The sequence below is a fragment of the Arcicella sp. GW458-12-2-14-TSB2 genome (assembly GCF_059423785.1).
On sequence record NZ_JBWKYN010000072.1, the window covers coordinates 17,995 to 27,105 of the forward strand.

General features: G+C 35.7%; 6 protein-coding genes. 2 read left to right on the top strand and 4 right to left on the bottom strand.

Annotated features, from left to right (window positions below; all coding sequences use genetic code 11):
* Positions 1–15: 15 nt before the first annotated feature.
* On the top strand, positions 16–348 hold the full coding sequence (locus tag AC07XN_RS12085; RefSeq protein WP_494743270.1) for a DUF6686 family protein: 333 nt from the start codon (positions 16–18) through the stop codon (positions 346–348).
* Positions 349–414: 66 nt separating this feature from the next.
* Here AC07XN_RS12085 and AC07XN_RS12090 read toward each other — a convergent pair whose 3' ends face one another.
* From AC07XN_RS12090 to AC07XN_RS12105, 4 genes are all read right to left on the bottom strand, one after another.
* The gene (locus tag AC07XN_RS12090) at positions 415–1,485 is read right to left on the bottom strand and encodes a phytase (RefSeq protein WP_494743271.1); all 1,071 of its coding nucleotides are present in this window, start codon (positions 1,483–1,485) and stop codon (positions 415–417) included.
* A gap of 95 nt (positions 1,486–1,580) precedes the next feature.
* Positions 1,581–2,831 carry a right-handed parallel beta-helix repeat-containing protein gene (locus tag AC07XN_RS12095; RefSeq protein ID WP_494743272.1) on the bottom strand — a complete coding sequence of 417 codons (1,251 nt, stop codon included), beginning with the start codon at positions 2,829–2,831 and terminating at the stop codon, positions 1,581–1,583.
* A 29-nt stretch (positions 2,832–2,860) separates the two neighbouring features.
* Positions 2,861–5,620, bottom strand: coding sequence for a TonB-dependent receptor (locus tag AC07XN_RS12100; protein WP_494743273.1), 2,760 nt, complete (start codon positions 5,618–5,620; stop codon positions 2,861–2,863).
* Between the two features lie 273 nt (positions 5,621–5,893).
* Positions 5,894–7,549 (bottom strand): tetratricopeptide repeat protein, encoded by a 1,656-nt coding sequence (locus tag AC07XN_RS12105; RefSeq protein WP_494743274.1) that lies wholly within the window; start codon positions 7,547–7,549, stop codon positions 5,894–5,896.
* A gap of 278 nt (positions 7,550–7,827) precedes the next feature.
* Between AC07XN_RS12105 and AC07XN_RS12110 the strand changes: the two genes are divergently transcribed.
* Positions 7,828–9,093, top strand: coding sequence for an alkaline phosphatase family protein (locus AC07XN_RS12110; RefSeq protein ID WP_494743275.1), 1,266 nt, complete (start codon positions 7,828–7,830; stop codon positions 9,091–9,093).
* Positions 9,094–9,111: the final 18 nt, after the last annotated feature.

Here is a 9,111-nt window from a genome sequence, read left to right on the forward strand (position 1 = left end):
TCAAAAGCTTTTCTTATGGAAAATTCACACGATTTCAATACGTTAACCGAAAATGCAAACGGTTATATTGGTTATTGTCCATGTTGTAAAAAGTATAATCTTGCCTACAAAAACTCTTTGTTTATCCTGAATGAATTTGAGTTTGGCGCTTTTCAACAAATGTTGGAAAACAAAATAGGCATTCATGATTTTGGGACTTCGCATGGGAAGGAATATATGATGCGCACCCCACTGAAAAACTATTTTGTTCTGTGGAAAGAAAGTGAAATAGACGAAGTATTAGATATGATGGAAGCAATTGCCTTGCTAGTAGAGGCTCATAGAGTAGTCAATATCAATAAGAACTAAATAAATGCAAGTTTTAAGTGCGGCGTAATTTTTCTATCTCCGCACTTGAAACTCAATTATTCATTATTATTTAAGTTGTTTCCCTGCTATATCTTCCCATTTATAGAGGTGGAAAGTACGGTCGTCGCTCATAGCGATAAATAATCCTTTCTTGAAAGTATTATTCAAGGGCACAGAAACCGTTTCAGAACCATCACTTTTATTCGCTTTTACCTTCACGACTTTCAGTAGCTGATGGTCGTTTGAATTCTGTGCTGTTCCTTCTCTGCTAAACACATGAAATTGGTTCGCTCCTTGATCCGACACTAAAATATAACCAGTCGTTGCCGAGGTCTGATAAATAGAAATTCCTTCGTGGTCTTCCGTAAAACCTGTGGTAGCAAACAATGCTAATTCTTGGTTACCCTTTGATGGTTCAGCATAATATTTTCTTACGCCAACACCTTCGTCAGAATAGTACACATAGCCTAGCTCATCATCCACAGCGATAGATTCTATTTCTTTTTTTCCGCTGTATACTCCAAACTTTCTTACTAAGGTAGCTTTTACCTGTCCAGCTCCATTATCTTCTAAAAGATATTGCCAAAGGTAAGATCCGTCTGTCGGGCCAGATTTTCTACCTACAATCGCGTAAATTTTCCCAGCCTTATTTTTGTATAAGGATATTCCCATCAAATCACGAAACTCTGCTCCTGTCTCGTTCTCAAATACCTCAATACCTCCATTATCAACGGCTTTCATGTCTGGTAAAGCATAGATACGAAGTTTATGCGTAAGGCGTTCTGTAGCCACGGCAATGTCGGTAGCCTTGTTGTTTAGCATCAACCCATACTCAATATCCACATTATCAGGTCGCTTTAACCCATGGACTACTTTATCCGTTTGAATTTTCCCTTGTAAATCATACACATACAAAGCTCCATCTACGTCTTTATCTGTACCCACTATTAGGCTTTTGCTCGCATCAGCAGGATTTATCCAAACGGCAGGGTCATCAGTATCGTGTTGCACAGGTTCAGTGATAAAAGTGGGCTGTACAATGGGTTCGCTAGCAGTAGTATTTGTTTGAACAGCCACTTGTTTACAAGCGTTAAGCGAAAAGGCAAGCAAAAAAATGGTTAAAAGCCTATGGTTCATTATTCTTTCTAGTTGTTTAATTGTGAGTTAGTGGTTGAGTGAATTGTGAATAATTTATCGGTCGATAAAATAATAATTCACTCAACCACAACTATTTACTTCGTTCCAAAAGCTCCAATATACGATGCTGGCTCAGGCGATTTGTAAGTCTGACCATTAATTGTGATACCGTCTTTGTAGTTTCTAGTGAAGATTGTAATTCCTTTATTCAACGCTGGCGAACCTGTAGCTAAGTGAAAGTCCCAAGTAGTTGTGAAATCAGCATTTGATTTATCAGTGCTTACTGGATAATTCACAAATTTAGGGTCGTTATCACCTGCTTTTGTGCTAATAATATCGTTCTTTCCTGTTAAAATTTCAGTACTTGGTTGGAATTGATTTACTCCCTCTTGCGTATAGCCATAGTACAACGAATTACTAACTACCGAACGAGTATCTTCTGGTTTTTTAACATCTCTCTTAATACCAAAACGAGTGTTTGCCATTAAATTATTGTACAAATCTGCACGAACACTTGCTTCAAGCCAAATAGAACCTCCTTTGATAGTTGGTCTTCTCCAGCCTGTATTCACAATCGTGTTGTTATAAGCTACCACATAAGCCTGAGGAGTACGGTCACCAGCATTTGATAATTTCAAGGCATTTGTATTAGTGCTGTAAATTAAATTATAAGCTACGTCAGCAACACAACCTGATTTGATGTTGATAGCTTCTCCACCACTTTCACCTGTTGTATGAAAAGTGTTGTTGCTAAAAATGATACTTCCACCTTCTAAATAAGTACAGTCATCATGCCAAAAACGAACGATAGAGTTTTGCATTACTAACTTTCCTGCTGTATTTGAAAACCAAATAGCTGGGTCAAATTCACCACTAACGGCTTTGTATAAACCTTGTTTTACCGAGGTAGATGATTCTGTTGTAACAGATCCACCGTACTCCATAATTACATTATTTAATAACAATTCTGAACAAGTTTTTGAGGCTAAAATTCCACCCCACAACTTACCAAATTTGTTTTTAGTAATTCTTGCACTCTCAGGAACAGTCATTTTAACAGGGTTTGCCGTGCTTCCTGTTATGTACAAATTACCATTTACGATAATTTCAGGCTTGCTTGTAGTATCCATCACTACTGTTACGCCTTCTTCAATCGTTAAACTTTTTCCTGCTGGAATGATGATGTCAGTTTTTACTTGAATGATAGAACCTTTTACCCAAGTTCCTGATACTTCACCCGTTACCGACTGCTCTACAACTGGTGTTGTTTTGTTTTCGTCTTTACTACAAGCACTAAACAATGTGGCTAGTAAGAATACTCCTACTAAGATTTTTGAATTTTTCATGACATTAATAAAGTTGAATTTTGAATATTTTAGTATTTGAATTTTATGCCTATTAAATAACTTCTTTGGTAATAATCTTCACGAATCAAGGTTTTATCATTTCCTCCTTTTGATTGCTCTGGTATATTGGCATTGACTGGATTGGTATTTTTGATAAATACTCTCATCGGTGTATTTAATAAATTGTTGGCTTTGCCAAAAATCACCCAACGGTCACTCAATTTCTTTTCTATCGAGAAATCCATCTGAACGAAGGCCTCTTGCCATAAATCATTATCTAAAAACTGTGAAACTGTATTGATACGCTCACCTGTATACGACGCTGCTAATTGTGCATCCCATCCTGTTTTTGAATTTCTATAGAGTAAAGAAAAATTACCGATGTGTTCCGACTGTCCATAGAGTGGGCGCGTTTGATTAACGGAGATAGATTCTAGGTTACCCGAACTATTACGAACCCTTATATTCTTTTTGGTTGTAATAGACGAATGTGTGTAGGTATAGTTTGCTTTGATGCCAAAGTTTTTGAAATACTTAATTACATCTAACTCCAAACCATAATTATTGGCATTCCCAAAATTCCCTGGGGTATAAAATACATCTTGCCCACGAGTTTCATCTACTTGCAAGGTATATTCTATCGGATTTTTAATGTATTTATAGAAAACGCCAGCCATTATTTGGTCAGATGCATTCGGGAAATATTCATATCTCAAATCAATATTGTCGGCCACAGCACGTTGCAAATCAGGATTTCCTCTTTCTTGAAATTCTTCATTGACCACTTTCCCTGGAACAATCTCGAAAAACCCAGGACGATTGATTGAACGGAAATATGAAGCACGCAAATTTTGAATATTATTTAAACTATGCTTGACGTTTAAGCTTGGCAAAAAGTCAGTATATACTTGGTTTCCAGACGGATGAAGTTCGCCAAGAGGAAACAACATCTGATAGCCTTGGTCTGTATTTTCAACCCTAAGTCCACCAATGAATTGCGTTGCTTTAGTATTTAGTTTTGCCATTAAATACCCTGCTGCTATTTTTTCAGTAGCATCATAATTCAATGCTGAGGCTACTGTTCCTCTTGGGTTTTGAACGGTAAAATCTACTTCATTGTAATTGTTAAAATCTTTACCAAATACAGCAAAAGGATTCGTTGGTTGCAGTACATAGTTGTTATAAAAATTACTTCTTTGTTTATCACGATATAGCACTCCCGTACTGATTTCCAGCGGGTTACTCTTCCACTTACTTAAATACGTCAAGTTTAAGTAAGTGGCTAAATCACTGTCATCGTTATGTTCCCAACGGCGACTACTTTGCTGAGGATATATTTTGGTTTCTACAAAGTTTTCTCTTTTACCCAATACACTAAAGCTTGTATTATCAGGTACTTGGTTAGAAGCCGTAGAATATACTGCCGACCAATTGAATTTAAATTTATCTGATAATTGATGTGTGCCTTGTAAAGTACTATTAAAAATTTGTTGTTGTGTCAGCCTTGAACGAATCCCAAACGTTAAGCCTGCATTTCCTTTTTCTGGGTCGTACCCTCCTGATGAGTATTCTGTTGTTTTAGTGTCTCTTAATTGCTCGTTAATCAGGTTCATATAGGCATTGTACCACTGCAATTTATTTCGCTCGTTAAATCGAAAATCTATTTTTGCATGCAAACCCAAGCGTTCCTGTCTTTCAGAATATTGACGTTCAGCTAAACTGGTAATTCTTGAAGTTTTTTCAGTATCATAAACCGTTGAAGAGAAGAATTTGCTATTACTACCACGATACGTGTTTTGGAAACTTCCTGCCAAAATTACACCCAAACGGTTTTGTAAAAAACGATTCCCTATCGATAACCCTCCTACGATGTTAGGAATTGGGTTTTTAGTTTGCAGTGTCAAAGTGCCTTTCGGAAAATCTTTTGATGTCGCCGAATAGGTACTACCGTTTAATTCATAAGGCGACTGATTCTGTATCTGGCTCGCATCAAAATTTGTAAATCCACGATTCATGAACAATTCATTGTATCCTCCTGCTAAATTCCCTTTAATTTCTAATTGATTAGGTGCATCTTTCATCACCATATTTACAACACCTCCTACGGCATCACCCTCTAAATCAGGCGTCAAGGTCTTAAATACCTCTAAACGACCTAACAGTTCAGAAGGGAAAATATCTAGCGGTACATAGCGATATTTGTTGTCTGGGCTAGGTATTTTGATACCATTCACTAAAGTATAATTATAACGCTTATCCATTCCCCTCAGAATAGCATATTGTCCGTCACCATTACTATTTCTTTCAATAGAAATTCCTGATACTCTTTGTATTAAATTCGCCACCGTTAAATCTGGAGAAATTTCTATCGCTCTACCAGAAACAATGTTCATCAATTGATTAGCTTTTCGTTCTGAAAAACGAGCTGAATTTTCCGTTGATTTATCTGACGTGGCAGTCACAACAACTTCATTGAGTGATTGTTTTAAATCAGGTACTAAACTCAGTTTTAGAAAAGTATTGTCTTTACCGATGATTACTTCTTGTGTAATAGTTTCATAAGCAACATAGCTAATTTTCACTTGATATTTCCCTGCTGGAAGGTTCTTGATACTGAATGACCCGTCTAGCCCAGTAGCATCATAAAAACCTTTTTTATCTAATCGTACATTTGCTCCTATTAGTGGTTCGCCCGTTTCTTTATCAATCACTATTCCACTCAATGTTCCAGAGAAAGCAGTAAAAGTGATTAATATAAAAAAACTAATTAGGCTGTATATTTTGTTCATTTTGCTTTGTGATTTATTTTTAATTAGCTCTTTTATCAGAGCTTAGTTAAAAATTCTTTCGACATCATTTTTTGATGTAACAAAGGTTCAAATACAAAAAGAATACAAGCAAATTTGAAGCGTTACAAAAAAGCAACAGCGTTACAAAGCATATAAACAAGAAGGCAACAATAGAAACAAAAAACTGTTAATTAACTAATAATCAATAGCTTAAAAATACACAATCGCTACATTATTAAATTGTTACCGTTACATTTCCAAATCATTAACAACCTATAATGCTTGAATAAATGCCGAAAGGCTATCCCCTTGGGCTAAATTCAATTTCTTGCGTAAACGGTACCGAACCACTCGAAGACTATCTTGAGAGATACCTAGCAACGAGGAAATATCAGCAGAATTAAGATTCATTTTCAACAAGGCCACCAAGCGTAAATCGTTTGCGGTAAGGTTATCAGTCGTAGCTTTTAGCTTATCAAAAAAGCTCTGATGTACTTGCTCAAAAATACCCCTAAATTCGTCCCAATATTGGTCATGATTAAAACTTTGATTGATTTCCTGCATGATTTGTCTAAGCTGTCTTTTAGGGTCACGACGCTCGTCTTTAATCATTTCTTCCAACTTGTTATAGAGCTTTTCAAGCAACTGATTTTTCTGAATAACATGCAGTGTATGCGAACTCAATTCTTTGGTTTTTACTTCTAGTAGATTTTTAAGATTTTCTTCTTCCAATACTTTATTTCTCAAAGCTACCTCCATCAATTCCTTTTGGGTTTCATATACATGATTCCGTTCTTCGTTCAAAAATCTTTCACTCTTTATTTTCAGGCGTTGTCGGCTAATAATTACCGTCGCCAAAGCCGCTAATAAAATGGTTACTATTCCGATGGCAAACCCAATAATTTGGTTTTGCTTTTTCGCATTATTCAATTGCTGTATTTCATTGTTCTTTTTGCTGATATCATACATTACTTGTAGCAAAGCCAATTGCTTATTACTATTCTCATCATAAATATCTAAGGCCGTTTTTCGGCTTAATTCTAAGTAATGATAAGCACTATCGTTTCGTCCAAGTAAATTGTATGCTTTAGCAATATCACGATAGGCTCCTGATAGCTGATAATTTTCTTTTGTATCCAATGCCATAGCCAAAGCTTTTTTAGAATACTGTAAGCTTTCTCTTACCTTATCTGTTTTTCTAAAAACATCTCCTAGATTATTCAATACTTCTATTTGGGCTATTTGGTTGTTTGTCTCCTTATTAAGCGTAAATGAACGTTGATAATAAAAATAGGCTGAATCGTACTTAGCAAGGTCTTCATAAATACTTCCAATGTTTTCATAAATCTTAGACATCCCTTGGCGATTATTAATCTTTTGGTAATGCATCATTGCCCGACGCTGATAAACAAAGGCACTATCATATTTTTGCTGTTTCTCGTATAACTGACCAATCTTCCCCAACGTATTGGCCATCCCTAATTCATTTTTGGTATTTTTATAAATTCCCAACGCTTCATCATAATACTGACGAGCCAAGTTTCGCTGATGATTGTAATAATATAAAACACCCAAATCGTTTAAATTACCGGCCAACAGTTCTTTCTTTTGATTGTCTTTAAATATCGTACTGGCCTGTAAATGAAAATCCAATGCCTGAGGGTAATGCCCAAAGTGATAACAGATTTGCCCCATTTGTTGTAGATAAAGCCCTGCTTGGACAAAATCCTTTTGCTCGTTTGCCTTATTATACTTTTCTTTTAGCAAGCGAAACGTGGTATCTGGATTATGGAAATACAGCCCCAGATTTTCTTTATCTTCCTCCTTAAATGTTTGTGAGCAGAGATTTGAAAGATTATTTACTAATAAGCATATAACAAAGAAGCCTTTGATAAAGCGACGCGAAGAATAATATTGGATGAAATTCATAATGAGTATTAGCCGAAAAATTTGCTAAATTTCTCTCTTCAATGCGTCAAAATCATTATTTCAATTAGAAGTTTAACAAATATTTAATATGGTGGTGATGTACCTAACCTTTATAAATTTGATTTTTGTGTCCATTTGATGAATGGTTAAATAATAGAAATGAATAAGTTTTTGATTTTTGATTAAGAATGGACTAAATTGCTTTAAGAGATTTTATTAATAATTATCAATTCACTTCAACAAATTTTAAAGCCTATCAATTTTCGATAGTATTTCAAATGAAAAAATCAATACTCCATCTCCTTTTTGTCTTGCTCAGTTTTTGTGTTTCTAATAGCATTGCTCAAGACTTAACGCAGCAAATCATTCCGAATCGTAGCAATAGCCTAGCTCAACAACAAAAGCCTTATGTAATTTTGATTTCGGCTGATGGTTTTCGTACAGACTTTACTGATAAGTATCAAGCCAAGAATCTTCGTAAATTGAGTAACGATGGCGTAACAGCAGCCTATATGCTACCCTCTTTTCCTTCGCTTACTTTCCCAAATCATTATAGCATAGTAACTGGAATGTATCCAGCACATCATGGATTGGTTGATAATTCTTTTTATGACGCACAGCGCCAAGAGAGTTATGGAATGGGAAATAAAAAAGCCGTTGCAGATGGCTCTTGGTATGGTGGAACGCCTCTATGGGTATTAGCAGAACAACAACAGATGATAAGTGCTAGTTTTTACTGGGTTGCTTCTGAAAGTAATATTCAAGGCACTTTACCTACTTACTACTACAACTATAACGATAAAATAGATATTGATACGCGTATTCAAACGGTTAAAAATTGGCTTCAATTACCTGAAGATAAGCGTCCGCATATGATTACGTTTTATTTCCCTGAGGTTGACCATGAAGCCCATACCTATGGCCCAGACTCAAAAGAAACCGAAGAAGCAGTACATTTTGTAGACAATAGCATCGGCAAACTGGTTGCCACTGTTGATTCTCTGCATTTGCCTGTAAACTTCGTATTTGTTTCTGACCACGGTATGACCAAAGTTGAATACGAACATCCTATGCTTTTACCTAAAGCAATCGACCCTGAAAAATTCATTATTCCTCGTGGAGATGCATTGTTACAATTGTATGCAAAAGATAAAAAAGATATTAAGCCAACCTACGAGGCTTTGAAGAAAGAAGCAGTTGACTTTGATGTATACTTAAAGAAAAACATTCCTAGTCGTTGGCATTATGGCACAAAAGACGACAAGTATAATCGTGTTGGCGATATTTTACTTGTGCCACATTTACCTAAAGTATTTGGTATTACAGGTAAATCTACGACGCCAGGGAAACACGGTTTCGACCCAGCCATTGAAGATATGCACGCTACTTTCTTTGCTTGGGGACCAGCCTTCAAACCTCAAACAAAAATAGATGGTTTTGAAAATGTAAATATCTATCCAATGATTAGTAAGATTCTTGGCTTAGAATACAACCATAAAATAGACGGTAAACTAAAGGTTTTAGATACTATTTTAAAGAAATAAAACATAAAAAATCCAGAT